The following is a 13,880-nucleotide window of genomic DNA, read 5'->3' on the forward strand; positions in this document are numbered from 1 at the left end:
GAATGATCGTCCACGGGAAACGTTGGGGTGGGCGACGCCTCGTGAGAAACTGAACGAGCTATTGGCTGGTGTTGCACTAACACCCTGAAACCGCCCCGAAACCTACCGCTGAAAACAGGCCGTTTGGCAGGAACACTACTCTTTCGCGGCGGCTAGGGAGAGCGTGCCCCGCAGCCCCCGCACGACAAGATCCAGCTACCCGCCGCAGCAACTTGATTCACAAGGCCCCGAAGAGCTCGCCTGGGTCCGTCCGCGAAGACTATGTCTCTCATCCATGGTGACGATCAGTCGATCGTGCTGCCCAACTAGACAGAGATCGAGGTGCTTCGGGCGGCGATGCGCGACGGTGCGCTCGACCACTACGCGAGCACGCGCCAGGCCGGCCAGGAAATGGGAACAACGAAGGCGGCCTGGGGTTGATCCCGCGTTCGCGGAACCTGCCCCAGGCCGCCGTATTCGTGTCAGCGTGCTCTGACCTCACCCATCTCGTACTGGCTTACACGCCGGTCCCATAGCGGCCTGTTGAAGGGGTCGTTTCGACGTGCGCTACGAGAGCCTATGGGGTCAATCTGCGCGACGATGATCTCTTTGCCCCCTCCGGCCCGTGCCAACGGCCATCCGGTGTGATCGGCGATCATGCTGCTTCCGATGAACTGCTGTCCGCGCTCGATGCCGTACCTACTTGCAGCTGCGACATACATTTGATTGCTGTGCGCTCCTGCGGTGACCATGAGGTGCGCAAGGGGCGGCATGTCGGCGGGTTGGTGTGGGTTGGGTACCCAGTCACTCGGAGCGAGAACCAGGTCGGCACCCTCCACGGCCAGCGATCGAAAGCTCTCAGGTACCCACGCGTCGTAGCAGATCAACATCCCCACCCGTCCAAACGGGGTTTCGGTAACGGGGTACCCAAGGTTGCCTGGATCAAACGCCAGGTTCTCCGAGTTCCAAAGATGGACCTTGCGGTAGAGCGATTCGACCCCGTTCGGACCAACGAGCACCGCGCTGTTGTACAGCGCGCCCCCGTCTGCCTTCTCGCCGAAGCCGCCGCTGACCCAGACGTTGTGCTCCTTGGCCAACTGTTCCCAGGCGCGAATTGTCGAGCCGGTGAGCGGTTGCGCAGCAGCCGCAGACTCTGCCCGGTCGGCGAACGCCCAGCCCCCACTCGCACACTCTGGAAGGACAATAACGTCCGCTCCGAGCGCTACCGCGCCCCGGATAGCTTCCACCGTCATGTCAGTGTTTGCTTCGATGTCGCCCAGAATTGGGTCCGTCTGCGCGCACGCTACGACGATGCTAGTGCTCGAGCGTTCGTCCGGGTCAACCATCGGTTTACTTCCCGCCCTCGGTGAGAGTAACCGTCATCGGTTCGAAGTCAGCCCCGATCAAATCGACGTCACTTTCCTCGAGCAATCCAAGTGCTGCTGTGTGAACATCGGTCCGGAAGGCGTCCGCATCAGGCTTCTCCGAGATCACTCCGCCAGCCAAAGCTATGTCGATCGTCTGGTCCCAATCAGCCTGCTTGAGCGTTCCGATCTCTGCCGTTGCCCCATCCCAGATGAGCTTATTGATCTCATTCATCATCCACATCTGGTGGCTCTCTCCGAGCGCGCTGCCCCGTTCGAGAACGTAGCCAACGCACTGCTTGGCATCGTCGCGGCACGAAGCCCACCCCTGATAAGTTGCGGCGAGGAATCGGGCTGCGATGTCAGCGTTGTCGCCTTCGTTGAGCCACTTTCCTCCCGCGTAGATCCCGTCCTCCAGTGTCTGGTAGCCGAGCTCCTGGAGGTTAATGACAGAGAAGTCCTCGGGCTGGTAGAGCTCGCCCGTGTCGGGGTTCTTCGTGGCGAGCAGCTGTGCATACTCGTTGTACGTCTTCGCCTGAACGACGTCAGCTTCGCGGTTCAACAGCAGCGACATGTCGAACGGCTGCTGGACGACATCAAAGTCCTTCTCGAAGTCGACACCCTCGCCTTCGAGGGCCGATCTCAAGGTCAGGTCGTTGCCGCCGCCCCAGGAACCGACCTTCTTCCCCACAAAGTCCTGGAGCTTTTCGATCCCGGAGTCGGCCCACGCCACTTCGAGATACGCTCCGTGCTGGAAGATCTGCGAAATGTTCACAATGTCCGCGCCCTCTTCCCGAGAGGCCATGCTCTTCACCACGTGACTCACCGCAAACTGCGCGTTGCCTGACGCGAGAACCTGTTGGGGCACGACATTCGTGCCTCCCTCCTGAATCGTGACGTTCAGGCATTGATCCGCATAAAATCCCTCCTCGGCAGCGGCAAAGTACCCGGCGAACTGCGCCTGCGCGACCCACTGCAGCACAACGGTGACGTCGTCGACCTTTTCGCAATTCTCATTTGCGGGCTGACTCGAGCTTCCCGGGTCCGACATACCCGAGCAGCCAGCGAGCCCGACGACGAGGGCTGACGTTGCCCCAAGCGCGAGCAGAGCCCGGCTAGAGAGGTGTTGCATCTTCATTGATGTCTCCTTTAATTGAGGTACAGAACTTCGGTATAGGTATTTACAAAACTGTCTGCTGCCATGGCACGAGCACACGGCCCACGAGCAGAACGACTCCGTAGGCGACAAGGCCAAGAATGCTCGCTGCGAATACAGCGGCCCAAGTGAGAGTGAACTGTGAGAGCGCTGCGGAGTTCGCAATCATCACACCGAGAGCGTTCGCTGTGCCGCCAAAGTACTCGGCAACAATGATGCCGATCACCGAGAGCGTCGCGCCGACTTTGAGCCCGTCGATGAGCGACGGGAGCGCACCAGGGATCCGAACGTAGAGCAGAAGTTGGCGACGCGAGGCGCCAAGAGAGTCAAGGAGCTCCCGGTGCAACGGATTCACCGCCAACAGCCCTCTTGTTGTGTTCACCATCACTGGGAAGAACACCATGATCGCCGCAACGGCAATCTTGGAGAAAATGTTCGTACTCCCAAACCACGCGTTAAAGATCGGTGCGAGAGCAACCACGGGAGCGCAGCTGAGTATCGCAACGAGAACAAGCGCCGTCTTCGCGAATCGTTCGAACAGGCTCACAACGAGGGAAGCGACAATCGCCAGGCTCGCCCCAAGCAGGATCCCACCAAAGACGCCCACGGTGGTAACACGAGCTGCTGACACGAGCGCACCGAAGTCAGAGAAGAACCGGGCAACGATCCCTGATGGTGCCGGCAGAATGTACGTTGGCACGTTTGCGCCTCGCACGATCAACTCCCACCCCACCAGTACGATAAGGCCAACAACGAGAGCGGGTACGGCGGCTTTGAGCTTGGGGAGTTGCCCGAGCCGGACCGTCGGCTGTCGTCCGATCCCGATTGCCTGTGTTGCGGTCATCAGACACCCGCCACAGTCGGTTCGAGTACGGAATGCAGCGCCTCGCGAACATGAGTCTCGGCGTCATGAAACGCCTCGCTCGAACGAGTGTCATCGACCCGCGGGTACGGCAGGTCAATGGGGATGCGCGTTGCGATACGCCCTGGGCGTGGGGACATCACGACTACCTCGGTGGAGAGGAACGTGGCCTCAGAAACGCTGTGCGTAACGAACACGATCGTCGTGCCAGTCTCACGCCAGATTCGCAACAATTCTCTCTGCAGATACTCACGGTTCATCTCGTCGAGGGCCCCCAGCGGCTCGTCCATCAACAAGATCTTGGGCTCGAAGGAAAGAGCACGGGCGATTGCGGCTCGCTGCTGCATTCCGCCCGAGAGCTGACGTGGCCTGTGGTTTTCGAATCCGTCCAACCGCACGAGCTCAAGCAGCTCACGAGCCTTTGACGCGCGCTTTTGCGCATTCACGCCTGCAACCTGCAGCGGGAGCTCTACGTTTTGTTGGATGGTGCGCCAGTCCATGAGTCCCGGCTGCTGAAAGACCATGCCGTAGTCACGGTCACGACGGCTCGTCTTTGCACTCTTGCCAAAGATTTCAACCGCTCCCTCGTCAGGGTCAAGCAGGTCACCAATGAGCCTCAACAGGGTGCTCTTACCGCATCCAGAAGGGCCGAGTAGCGAGACAAAGGCCCCCTCTTCGATATCAAGGTTGATATCTGCGAGCGCCGGGATTGCCTGGCCAGACACGTGAAAGGTCTTACTGGCGTTTGTGATGGAAATTGCGTTAGCCATTGACGTTCCTCTTTCTCAGTACGAAGAGTTCTACGAGAGTAATGATTTGCACGAAGACAACCCCGCCGAGAGAGGCCACGAGTACCGCGGCGAAAAGTGTCTCCGGAGAGTTGCTGTAGTAATACGCGGCTGTAAGGATGGCCCGGCCAATCCCCAGTCCCGTTCCCGCGGACAGCTCACCAACGATTGCACCAATCACCGACGCAGTCGCAGCCAGCCGCAAACCAGTGAACAGGCTTGGCACTGCGGAGGGGAAACGCAGCCACCACAAGATCTGCCAGCGCGAGGCCGAGACGCTCTGCATCAATTCCACTTGCACAGGGTCAGGGCTGTTCAGCCCAGTAAGCATATTGATCACAACGGGAAAGAACGAGAGGTACGCGGCAATGATGGTGACGGCGACCCAGCTCGGGAGCCCAGCAGCACCCGCCCAGACAACAATGATCGGTGCCAATGCGACAAGCGGGATGGTTTGTGACATTACGAGCCACGGAAGCAGCCCGCGGCTCAGAACAACGACCTCGCGAAGAGCAACTGCCAGGACACAGCCGATAAACGCGCCTATGACGAGCCCAATTCCGGCCTCGCGGAGAGTGACAGAGAGCTGGGTAAGTAGATACCCAAAGAGCGTCTGTCCGCCCCCTCCGCTTGTGGGCTCAGCCAGCGCCCCAAGAATGACTCCGACATGGGGCATGGCGTAGTCAGAGCTTGAGATTGGCAGCGGAATCTGCGTGAACGGAACCTTGTCTCCGGTGAGCGTTCCAAGAGCCTTATACCCTTCCCATAGCAGCACAACTGACAGGATCGCAACGAGAACGGTGATTATGAATCGATAGACCGCTTGAATACCTTGACGGGAAGGCCCTCGCGGCTTATCCCTAAATTCCTTATTTTGACTGGCTAAAGGCCGAGCCAATGTGGTCTGCGCCATTGCATCCCTTTCAAAAGTGAACCATTGGTTCTATTTATGGTAGCCGACGGCTCCGGAATCCGCAGCTACGAATCTCATCACATTTCGATCACACAGCTTTGTGCGCCGAACGGGGTTCGATTCTTGCGCTCAGGCCGCGGGATTCTCGGAGAAAAGGTCGATGGTTGACCCCCACCGAAGTGCCCGCAAGCTCTCGAGCGTGTCGAGGTCATTGCGCAGCACGCTGTCAGCCGGCAGCCTGACCGGTGCGTACCCGAGGGCCAAGTGGCGCGCGGCAGAGCCCACCCCAAACCCAACCGGGCGTCGGCTGCCTGCGCGCAAAGCAAGAGCAGTCGTTCCTGTGCCAGCACGATCCGGAATGTAAACGTCTTTGCCCCCGGTTGGCAGGTCGGCAAGGAGCGAGTCCACGGCCTGAGGGTTGATCCCGGGAAGGTCAGCATGGATCACCAGACGTGGGGCACGGGGACTGCGCCTGGCAGCTAGCGCGAGCCCCTCGCGGACGGCCCCGTTGAGCCCGCCCCCAACCTGCTGCACAAGGAAGATCACTTGAGCATCTGGAAAGTGCTCCTGAACTGCAACGTCAGACACGACGATAACCTCGTCGACTTGCGCCGTACGTTTCAAGGTTCTCACGCATCCCTGGGCAAGACGCCGCGCAATATCCGACACAGTTGAAGCGGGCAGGTCGGGTCGCAACCGTGATTTCGCAGTGCCAAACCCGCGAACAGGAACGATAGCGGTCCACCCAGTCGCAGCGTCCATCGGCCTACTCCGCCCGAGGGTCCAGCACCTTGCCCGCCGCAACTGCGGCGAGTGCGGACCGGTACCCTTCTTCGAAAGCCTCTTGCGTTCCGAGGGAGAAAAGATCCAACTCGAGGTCTCGGTTGATATGCCGGGCGCGCTGATCAGTCCCAGGAACAACATACTCGCCCAACCCCCGCACGAGGGCTACGGGGATTCCGGCTGTCTTTCCTTTCACGAGGTCTGAAGCAGCTGCGATCTCATCAGCGACGCAGCGTTGTGTGACCGTAAGCGGTTTCCCTGCGGTGTCCACGCCTCCCCGCTCGTCTGCGTAGAGGGCAACATTCGCACTTCCGATCGCAATGTCAGTTTGCCCGTAGCGCCACGGCCGACCGACAGTGTCCGTGATCACGATCCCAAGATCAATGCCGAGTGCATCTCTTAGTTCGTTCGCGAGCCTTCGAGCAGACGCATCAGGATCCTCGGGGAGCGCGAGCACCCAGTCTCCAGCAACGTTACTTGCGTCCACGCCCGCGGCTGCGGCGACCACCCCGAGGCGGTTCTCGACGATTGCAGACGCGTTGGGACCGCGCATACGCGCGACAACGCGGACCGTATCTCGTTCGATGAGTTTGGCGCGTTCCGAGGCAGGGATGAAACAGTCCTCAACCTTTGAGACAACCTTGCTTGTGACAGCAAGCACGTCACCGTCATCGACCGCAATTCCAACGAGCGAACGAACAATCTCCGTCGCGAGTGAGTGGTCCGGCGTGAATTCGGGCAGGCCAATGAGCGGAATAATCTCTAACCCAGGTGTTCGTTGCATGCGCCTCGCTCCTTTGCGATACGTGAGTTGTGGTGATCGAGGGGAGCCCGGGGGTTCCGGCTCCCCGCGCGGACGATCAGAACCCCGCGGGAACCTGCGGCGTGAAGATCGTCTTGTAGTGCAGGTACGGGATGATTGCTTCCGCACCGAGCTCGAAGCCCACCCCTGAGTTCTTCCTACCCCCGAACGGTGCACCAATGTCGAAGTTCGACATGTTGTACGCAACGGTCCCAGTCTCAATGCGCCGCGCGGTTTCGATGCCTAGGGTCTCGTCGGCGGTGTAGACGGCGCCCGACAGCCCGTACTCCGAGTCGTTGGCGAGATCGATTCCCTCCTCGAGGTCCCCGCTGTAGCGCGTGATCGATACAGCCGGGCCGAACACCTCTTCGCGGAAGATCGTCATGTCGGGTGTTACATCTGCGAACACGGTCGGCTCGACGAAGAACCCCCTGCCGGTCACGGCGTTCCCGCCCGCAACAGCCCGTCCACCTTCCTCGCGCGCGATCCGGTAGTAGCGTTCAATGGATTCGCGATGCCCTGCGCTCACGACCGGCCCAATGACTGTCTCCGGGTCAAACGAGTTCCCTACCTTCCATCGGTCTACCTCGGCCGCAACGGCATCGACGACATCGTCGTACAGCACATCGGGCACGATAAGGCGTGAGTTATTCGTGCAGGCCTGTCCGTTGTTCGAGAAGCTCAAGTCGTGCAACTCGGAAATGAGCGTGTCGATGGAAGCGTCCTCGAGCAGCAGCGCTGCCGATTTTCCACCAAGTTCGAGCGTGACTGGCTTCAGGTTCTCGCCACACATACGCCCAATCTTGCGACCGACAGGCGTCGAGCCAGTGAACGCGATCTTGTCGATCCCGGGATGTCCGATGAGGTGGTCACCCGTCGCACGGTCACACGGCAGGATGTTGATCACGCCAGCGGGAATACCCGCTTCGGCCGCCGCATCAGCAATCAGAAACGAGTTCAGCGCGGTGAGCGATGCTGGCTTGATCACGGCGGTGCATCCAGCGGCGAGCGCAGGAGCAAGCTTGAAGAACAACGTGCTGAGCGGAAAATTCCAGGGCGCGATCATCCCGACGACACCGATGGCCTCGCGGCGCACAAGCGAATGCCCCCGGCCGGCAGGCCGCAAATCCTCCAGCTCAGTTGACCCGATGATGTCGGCGTAGAACCGCAGAAGCGACGAAGCAGTGTCGGCATTGCTGAACCGCGAACGCTCGAATGGAGTTCCGACCTCTCGGGAGATGAGACCGCCAATCGCGTCCCGTTGTCGTTCAATCGCGTCGGCGAACCGACGCATTACGGCGGCTCGCTGCTGGGGCGAGTACCCCGCCCAGCCATTGCGGTCGTTGAGCGTAGCGCGCGCTGCTGCCACCGCACGATCGACCTCTTCTGGGCCCGCCAGAGCGTAGCTCCCTAGGTGTTCCTCTGTGTTCGAGTCGACGTTCTCCCCGCGGCTGGAAGTGCTTGGCGTGACCCACGACCCTCCAACATAGAGTTCATTCCGTTCCATTGTTTTCTCCGTGTTCTGGTGGCGAACGGTCTCTGTTGCCACCCAAATCTGTCAGTTGCTAGCCGGCGACAAGTTCTTCGCGCAGCTGTTGGGCTCGGTGCACTTCAGAGACAGCAAGCACTGTCGCAGCCGCGCGAAGATCTAGATCTTCGTTGTCGGCGAATGCTTTCACCCGATTCCAGGCAGAAAGCATTCGCTGCTGAAGACGTTCCTCGACAACCTGCTCACTCCAACGGTATCCCTGGTTGGCTTGTGCCCATTCGAAGTACGACACCACAACACCGCCTGCATTGGCGAGGATATCGGGGACAACGATAATCCCTCGTTCGCCGAGGAGTCGGTCTCCCTCTGGCGTGGTTGGCCCATTCGCGCCTTCCACAACTATGCGCGCCCGAACAAGGTGAGCGTTGCCCTCGTGTAACACGCCCTCGACCGCAGCGGGAACGAGCAGGTCTGCCTCATCAAACAAGACCGAGTCCCGCTCTCGGGCTATCGCACCAGCGAAGCCCTCGAGGCGACCATGTTCTACAACGTGAAGCTGCAGTGCGGGAATGTCGAGGCCGTCCACATTGCTCAGCGCTCCGAACTCATCGCTCACCGCAACGACCCGCACTCCTGCCTCGTGGAGGAGCTGCGCAACTCCCTCTCCGACCTTGCCAAACCCCTGCACGATCGCGGTCGCCCCAGTCGGTTCGCCGATCTCTTCGCGGACCGCAGCCAAGGCGATCTCAGTCACGCCACGCGAGGTGGCGAGTGCTCGGCCTAGCGACCCGCCAAGCTCGAGCGGCTTCCCGGTAACAACACCGTGAGCAAGATGTCCTGCGACCACCGAATACTCGTCAAGGATCCAAGCCATGACCTGTTGATCTGTGCCGATGTCGGGCGCGGGGATGTCTTTGTCCGGCCCAAAGACATCCGCAAGCTCGCGTGTATAACGACGTGTCACACGCTCCAGCTCTGCTTTGCTGAAATCGCGGGGGTTGATCGCAAGCCCGCCCTTTGCTCCGCCGTATGGAATTCCGAGCAACGCGCACTTCCAGGTCATCCACATGGAGAGCGCCCGGACCTCATCAATGTCGACGTTCTGGGAGAACCTAATACCGCCCTTTGCCGGGCCAAGCGCGGTATTGTGATGCACTCGGTAGCCCGTAACGATACGGCTGCTGCCGTCGTCCATACGCACCGGGAACGACACGGCGACCTCTCGTTTGCAATGAGCATACGCTTGCCGCACCACATCACTCAGTCCGAGGTGTTCAGTAGCCTGTCGCAGTGTGCGGAGCGCCGCTTCGTGGGGGCCCGTACGAGCCTCGTCCACAGCGGCGGCCGACAACGTTGCACTAACCATGTGCGACTACTCCTCTCAGGTTCCGACCCTTTCGAAGATCCTCGAAACCCTCATTGATATCCGACAGCGAGTACTCCCGCGAGACAAGCTCATCGAGTTTCAAAAGCCCCCGCTTGTAGAGGTCAAGCAGCAACGGTACATCTCGCCGCGGGTTGCACGAGCCATAGATCGTTCCGCGGATCGTCTGCTCTCTGAAGATGATCTGTGTTCCTGGCAGTTGCACATTCTTCTCCATAACGTCCTGCGACATACCTGCGAGCACGAGTCGCCCGCGGGTTCCGAGAGCACCGTAGGCGGCCGTCACGATCGGTTCGACCGTGTTTCCAGTGCAAACAATCACGGCGTCCGCGCCTCCAACGACGCCGTTGATCTCGCGAGCGTACTCCGCTGCGTCATCCATCGACTGGAAGGTCCGACTCGCACCAAAAAGCGTGGCAGTTTCGAGCTTCGCCGGGTTCGTATCCACCATGATGACTTCTCGCGCACCAGACAGACGGGCTCCCTGCACGGCGTTCACCCCAACCCCACCGCCACCGAGCACGATTACGACGTCGCCAACAGAGACCTCTGCGGCATGCACTGCGGCGCCCCATCCGGTCAGCACCCCGCAACTCGCGACCGCGACAACGGATAGCGGGATCGAAGGATCGACTGCAATAAGTGAGCGTTCTGAGACGACAGAGAACTGTGCAAACGTGCCGAGCCCACAATTGGCCGCAATCGCTTCACCTCCCGTTGAGAAGCGGTACAGACTCCGGTCTGCCGCGCCGGGAGCATTTGCGGATTGTGTGCAGAGGTTCGAGTGGCCGGTGACGCACCAGTCGCATTGACCACATGTGGGCACAAACGCGGCTGCAACATGATCTCCGACAGCCAGACTCGTGACGCCCGGGCCGAGTGCACGCACGATTCCAGCCCCCTCGTGTCCGCCGACTGCAGGGAGCTCACCGAGCCCGCCGTGCCTGAGATGCTCGTCTGAAAAGCACAGGCCCGCATGAGTAAACTCGACGAGCACCTCCCCCGCCTGCGGTTCTGCGAGATCGATCTCGGTAACCGTCCACTCCTCGCCTGCGTTGAGCACGGCCGCTGCTGGTGTTTTCATTGCTGCTGTCCTTTGTGTGATTTCGTAAATCGGGGGCCTGTGTCAGACTTCGGTGTCTGCAGATTTGGGGCTGCTGGGGGCACTGTATCTGGCCGCCGGCTCCTGCATCCCGGGCACCTGGATTGCTCCCGTACCAGGCTGTCCCGTCGCTCGATCAGCCTCATCGAGCGCGAACGAAGCGGGTGGGAACGCCTTTGAGAGCAGCAGGTGCACGAGTAACCCGGTGAGGAAAGCGACCGCCCAGTTGAGGTCGAAGAGTGGCTTGAGCACGGGAATTAGTCCGTGTTCCGGGAAAGGTCCACCGGTCGCAGGATCGGAGTACGCTCCACCTACCGACAACACGAGCGCAACGGCCATAGCGGTGAGGGCGCGCCAGTTGAAGCCGCGGGTGTAGGTGTACCGCCCCCCGTACTGGTAGAGCTCTTCCACGTTGAGGTAGCGCTTACGGTTAATCCAATACTCAGTTACAAGAATCCCGCCGACAGACCCGAGGAAGGCACCCGTAATGCCAAGCCACACAAAAATGTAGAGGTTGGAGCTCGCCATAAGGTTCCAGGGCTGCATGAGAATCGCGATCACACCAGTGATGAGACCGCCCATCTTGAAACTGACGAAGCGCGGGAATGCATTCGAGAAATCGTACGCCGGGCCGACCGTGTTCGCAGCCACGTTGACGGCGACCGTAGCAACGATGACACACAGCAGGCTAAAGAAGACGACGACCGCGTTCGGAATCATCCCGACGAGCTCAACAGGGTCCCAAATTGGACGACCCCAAACCTCAACCGTCGCAGCCGTGGTCAGGGCGCCAATGGTTGTGAAGACGACGACAGTGGGAGTGAGTCCAACAGACTGGCCAACAATATGTGCCTTCTGCGAGCGCGCAAAACGAGTGAAATCCGAGATATTCACTGACATCGTGGCGTAGAAGGCGATCATGCCCATAAGCGCGCCGGGGAAAATCGTCCAGAACTCCGGCCCCCAGCCGAGTGTGGAGTGCGGGGTCAGCACGGTTCCGAGATCTCCCGCGAGGTTCATCACCCAGATCATCAGGATGAACGCGACGACAAGGATGAGCGGCGCGGCCCAGTTCTCAAGTGTTCGAATCGACTCAATACCTCGAAGAACGAGGCCCATCTGAATGAGCCAAAAGATGCCAAACGACACCCACATCGTCCAGGGGTGGCCTCCGATCGGCGTGGCCTCTGACCACCAACTGCCAAAGAATACCGAGCTCAAGGTAAAGATGGCTTGTCCACCGACCCAGGTCTGGATCCCGAACCATCCGCAGGCAGACAGAGCCCGAATGATCGCAGGGACGTTGGCTCCGCGAATTCCAAATGCCGCCCGCGCGATGATGGGAAACGGAATCCCGTACTTCGCACCAGCATGGCTGTTAAGAAGTAGGGGGATCATCACGATCAGGTTGCCAAGCCCGATAATGCCAACGGCCTGCACCCAACTCATACCCATGTCAATGAGCCCGGATGCAAGGTAATAGGTCGGGATGCCGTGGGCGATACTCATCCACAGCGCAGCATAGTTGTAGGTGTGCCAAGTGCGGCCTGCCAACGGGACGGGCGCAAGGTCATCGTTGTAGAGACGACTCGTCTCAATGTTTTGGGTCGATACGAGCTCAATGCGCCCGGTTGAATCTTCGTTGATTGTCATGAAAACCTCTGAGATGAAAGTCTGTTGTGTGTGGGTCGGCCGTCTTCGGTGACGCCGCTACCCCGAGTCGGACGACGCGCGCATGAAAACGCGCGTCGCCCAGCTCGGCTAGTACTGCTCAGTCAGGGCCGAGTAGAGTTCTGGCCGGCGGTCGCGGAAGAACGGACGTCGCATGCGCGAAGCACGCATCTCATCGAGATCGACTTCCGCGACGGCGACCCCTTCCTCACCGTCAGCGACCTGCGCGAGCACCGTGCCGTCAGGCCCGTAAACCGCGCTCAGGCCAAAGTAATCCTTCGTGCCTTCGAGACCGACCCGGTTCGAGCAGATCACAAAGAACTGGTTGAAGGCGGCGTGCGCCCGGAGCTCGAGCTGGAAGACCTCCTTCATCGGCGCAGAGGCGGAAGCAACAGGCACACAGAGCACCTCGCCACCAGCCATCGCAACGGCTCGAGACAGTTCGGGGAAGTGCCTCTCGTAGCAGATGATCGTGCCAACAGACACCTCACCTGTGTCGACAGCGGAAGGGGCTTCCTGACCGGGCCTGAAATAAAACTTCTCTGGGAACCCATTCGAAAACGGAAGATGTGACTTACGGTAGGTATGACGCGCCTCGCCGTTCACAAACGTCACAGCAGTGTTGTGGAACACACCTGGCAGGTCAGTTCCTTCGAAGAAGGACGACACGATCGTGATGCCGTGCTGCGCTGATTTCACTCGCACGAGCTCATTCGAGGGTCCGTCAAAATCCTCGGCCCACTTGATGTATGCGGGGTCTGGTTCAGGCTGCACGAAGGGAATCGCGAAGAACTCGGGCATGAGCACGACCTTCGCGCCTTGCACGGCAGCCTCGTCGATAAGCTCGCCGGCGCGCATAAGCGTCGCCTCGCGGTCATCTGTCGCACGCAGTTGAAGTGCTGCCAGTTTCATTACTTCTCTCCAGTCTGAGGGACGCCGGTGAGCGCCACGCTCGAATTGGTGCGGTACTTCTTATTCACCGAGATGAGCACCGCAGTGAACGGCTCAAGGTGCCGCGCTAGCCGAAGCGCTCCAACATCGATGCCACGACCGCCAGTCACGAGCGATGCGAGGCGCATCACCTCTGCCTTCCCCGACTCGTCGTTGCCGCAAACGAGCACGTCCTCGTGGCTCAGGTCAGTCTCTACCTTGTGCAGGTTGACTGCCGAGAGGTGGTGAAACGCACCCGTCACATTTGCTTCGGGAAGCAGCCTCGCGGCTTCCTCGGCTGCGCTCAGATCGGGGATTTGTGTACCAACCGGACCTTGTTTGTCGAATGAGAGCGGGTTCACGCAGCTCACCACGAGCTTGTGCCCGATGACGTCAGCAAGTCCGCCTACGAGTTCTTCGTGTCCCTTATAGGGCACAGCGAGGATAACGGTGTCGGCGGAGGCCACTGCGTCCCGGTTGTTCGCTCCGGTGATTGCTCCCAGCGGCGCGTGCTCGGAGGTAAGTTTGGCAGCTTCGGTCGCTGCCCGCTCACCGTCGCGTGATCCAAGGATCACGGTCTCACCAGCAAGGGCGAGCCGCAGCCCGATCCCGCTTCCCTGGGGGCCAGTGCCCCCAACAATTGCGATGGTCATGCCG

The 13,880-nt window shown here is 60.2% G+C and carries 13 protein-coding genes; all 13 read right to left on the bottom strand.

The features are described 5' to 3' along the window. Positions 1-461: 461 nt before the first annotated feature. Positions 462-1,325, bottom strand: a complete 864-nt coding sequence (locus tag ACF07D_RS11995; protein WP_255808916.1) for a nitrilase-related carbon-nitrogen hydrolase — start codon at positions 1,323-1,325, stop codon at positions 462-464. 4 nt (positions 1,326-1,329) lie between these two features. Further along, positions 1,330-2,481, bottom strand: coding sequence for an ABC transporter substrate-binding protein (locus ACF07D_RS12000; RefSeq protein ID WP_255808914.1), 1,152 nt, complete (start codon positions 2,479-2,481; stop codon positions 1,330-1,332). 43 nt (positions 2,482-2,524) lie between these two features. Next, positions 2,525-3,343 (bottom strand): ABC transporter permease, encoded by an 819-nt coding sequence (locus tag ACF07D_RS12005; protein WP_255808912.1) that lies wholly within the window; start codon positions 3,341-3,343, stop codon positions 2,525-2,527. Next, positions 3,343-4,131 carry an ABC transporter ATP-binding protein gene (locus tag ACF07D_RS12010; protein ID WP_391505063.1) on the bottom strand — a complete coding sequence of 263 codons (789 nt, stop codon included), beginning with the start codon at positions 4,129-4,131 and terminating at the stop codon, positions 3,343-3,345. The genes ACF07D_RS12005 and ACF07D_RS12010 overlap by 1 nt, the downstream gene beginning before the upstream one ends. After that, positions 4,124-4,924: an ABC transporter permease gene (locus tag ACF07D_RS12015; protein ID WP_255808910.1), complete on the bottom strand. Its 801-nt coding sequence runs from the start codon at positions 4,922-4,924 to the stop codon at positions 4,124-4,126. Before ACF07D_RS12015 ends, ACF07D_RS12010 begins: the two co-directional genes overlap by 8 nt. A gap of 267 nt (positions 4,925-5,191) precedes the next feature. Continuing rightward, complete coding sequence (locus ACF07D_RS12020; RefSeq protein ID WP_391505064.1) at positions 5,192-5,824, bottom strand: NTP transferase domain-containing protein; 633 nt, start codon at positions 5,822-5,824, stop codon at positions 5,192-5,194. A 4-nt stretch (positions 5,825-5,828) separates the two neighbouring features. Continuing rightward, positions 5,829-6,629, bottom strand: a complete 801-nt coding sequence (gene cofE / locus ACF07D_RS12025; RefSeq protein ID WP_255808908.1) for a coenzyme F420-0:L-glutamate ligase — start codon at positions 6,627-6,629, stop codon at positions 5,829-5,831. A gap of 76 nt (positions 6,630-6,705) precedes the next feature. After that, positions 6,706-8,154, bottom strand: a complete 1,449-nt coding sequence (locus ACF07D_RS12030; RefSeq protein ID WP_391505065.1) for an aldehyde dehydrogenase family protein — start codon at positions 8,152-8,154, stop codon at positions 6,706-6,708. Positions 8,155-8,212: 58 nt separating this feature from the next. Further along, positions 8,213-9,502 (bottom strand): Glu/Leu/Phe/Val dehydrogenase, encoded by a 1,290-nt coding sequence (locus tag ACF07D_RS12035; RefSeq protein WP_255808906.1) that lies wholly within the window; start codon positions 9,500-9,502, stop codon positions 8,213-8,215. Then, positions 9,495-10,604, bottom strand: coding sequence for a zinc-binding dehydrogenase (locus ACF07D_RS12040; protein WP_255808905.1), 1,110 nt, complete (start codon positions 10,602-10,604; stop codon positions 9,495-9,497). Before ACF07D_RS12040 ends, ACF07D_RS12035 begins: the two co-directional genes overlap by 8 nt. 42 nt (positions 10,605-10,646) lie before the next feature. Beyond that, positions 10,647-12,275 carry an NCS1 family nucleobase:cation symporter-1 gene (locus ACF07D_RS12045; RefSeq protein ID WP_391505066.1) on the bottom strand — a complete coding sequence of 543 codons (1,629 nt, stop codon included), beginning with the start codon at positions 12,273-12,275 and terminating at the stop codon, positions 10,647-10,649. Between the two features lie 108 nt (positions 12,276-12,383). Further along, complete coding sequence (locus ACF07D_RS12050; protein ID WP_255808903.1) at positions 12,384-13,205, bottom strand: carbon-nitrogen hydrolase family protein; 822 nt, start codon at positions 13,203-13,205, stop codon at positions 12,384-12,386. Beyond that, positions 13,205-13,876 carry an NADPH-dependent F420 reductase gene (npdG, locus tag ACF07D_RS12055; RefSeq protein WP_255808902.1) on the bottom strand — a complete coding sequence of 224 codons (672 nt, stop codon included), beginning with the start codon at positions 13,874-13,876 and terminating at the stop codon, positions 13,205-13,207. Before npdG ends, ACF07D_RS12050 begins: the two co-directional genes overlap by 1 nt. Positions 13,877-13,880: the final 4 nt, after the last annotated feature.

This window comes from Leucobacter sp. NPDC015123, from assembly GCF_043080205.1.
Classification (GTDB): domain Bacteria; phylum Actinomycetota; class Actinomycetes; order Actinomycetales; family Microbacteriaceae; genus Leucobacter; species Leucobacter aridicollis_A.

Bases quoted from the DNA above. Each gene is read 5' to 3' on its own strand.
- ACF07D_RS12020 (WP_391505064.1), bottom strand. From the start codon at position 5,824: ATGGACGCTGCGACTGGGTGGACCGCTATCGTTCCTGTTCGCGGGTTT.
- ACF07D_RS12000 (WP_255808914.1), bottom strand. From the start codon at position 2,481: ATGAAGATGCAACACCTCTCTAGCCGGGCTCTGCTCGCGCTTGGGGCA.
- ACF07D_RS12050 (WP_255808903.1), bottom strand. From the start codon at position 13,205: ATGAAACTGGCAGCACTTCAACTGCGTGCGACAGATGACCGCGAGGCG.
- ACF07D_RS12030 (WP_391505065.1), bottom strand. From the start codon at position 8,154: ATGGAACGGAATGAACTCTATGTTGGAGGGTCGTGGGTCACGCCAAGC.
- ACF07D_RS12035 (WP_255808906.1), bottom strand. From the start codon at position 9,502: ATGGTTAGTGCAACGTTGTCGGCCGCCGCTGTGGACGAGGCTCGTACG.
- ACF07D_RS12010 (WP_391505063.1), bottom strand. From the start codon at position 4,131: ATGGCTAACGCAATTTCCATCACAAACGCCAGTAAGACCTTTCACGTG.
- cofE (WP_255808908.1), bottom strand. From the start codon at position 6,629: ATGCAACGAACACCTGGGTTAGAGATTATTCCGCTCATTGGCCTGCCC.
- ACF07D_RS12045 (WP_391505066.1), bottom strand. From the start codon at position 12,275: ATGACAATCAACGAAGATTCAACCGGGCGCATTGAGCTCGTATCGACC.
- ACF07D_RS12005 (WP_255808912.1), bottom strand. From the start codon at position 3,343: ATGACCGCAACACAGGCAATCGGGATCGGACGACAGCCGACGGTCCGG.
- npdG (WP_255808902.1), bottom strand. From the start codon at position 13,876: ATGACCATCGCAATTGTTGGGGGCACTGGCCCCCAGGGAAGCGGGATC.
- ACF07D_RS12040 (WP_255808905.1), bottom strand. From the start codon at position 10,604: ATGAAAACACCAGCAGCGGCCGTGCTCAACGCAGGCGAGGAGTGGACG.
- ACF07D_RS11995 (WP_255808916.1), bottom strand. From the start codon at position 1,325: ATGGTTGACCCGGACGAACGCTCGAGCACTAGCATCGTCGTAGCGTGC.